This window comes from Oleiphilus sp. HI0061 (assembly GCF_001635675.1).
The window spans coordinates 1-270 of record NZ_LWFE01000845.1; the positions used below are offsets into that span (position 1 = coordinate 1).

The 270-nt window shown below is 43.7% G+C and carries 1 protein-coding gene; it reads left to right on the plus strand.

The genetic code is table 11. From position 1 onward, the window contains the following. On the plus strand, positions 1–215 hold a 215-nt coding region (locus A3735_RS28850; protein ID WP_197485825.1), incomplete at its 5' end, for a MipA/OmpV family protein. Positions 216–270 lie beyond the last annotated feature (55 nt).

Sequence of the window (270 nt, forward strand, 5' to 3'; positions counted from 1 at the left end):
GCGATCACGAATCCAATTCAGATAGACAAGCTTACACTCCCAACACGTCGATCAATCCGTCTGTTAGCCTTAACTTTGCAACGCCAATTTTTCTCAAAGGCTTTACCCTTGCCAGCGTGACACATTCCTGGCTGGACTCCTCGCTATATAACAGCCCTATTGTTAACAACAAAAACCATTGGAAGGTAAATCTTTCTTTCACCCGATTCTTTTGATTTCAAACCTGAATCAAGCTGATGCACCCTTCCAATAAGCCATTACTCCCTGCAC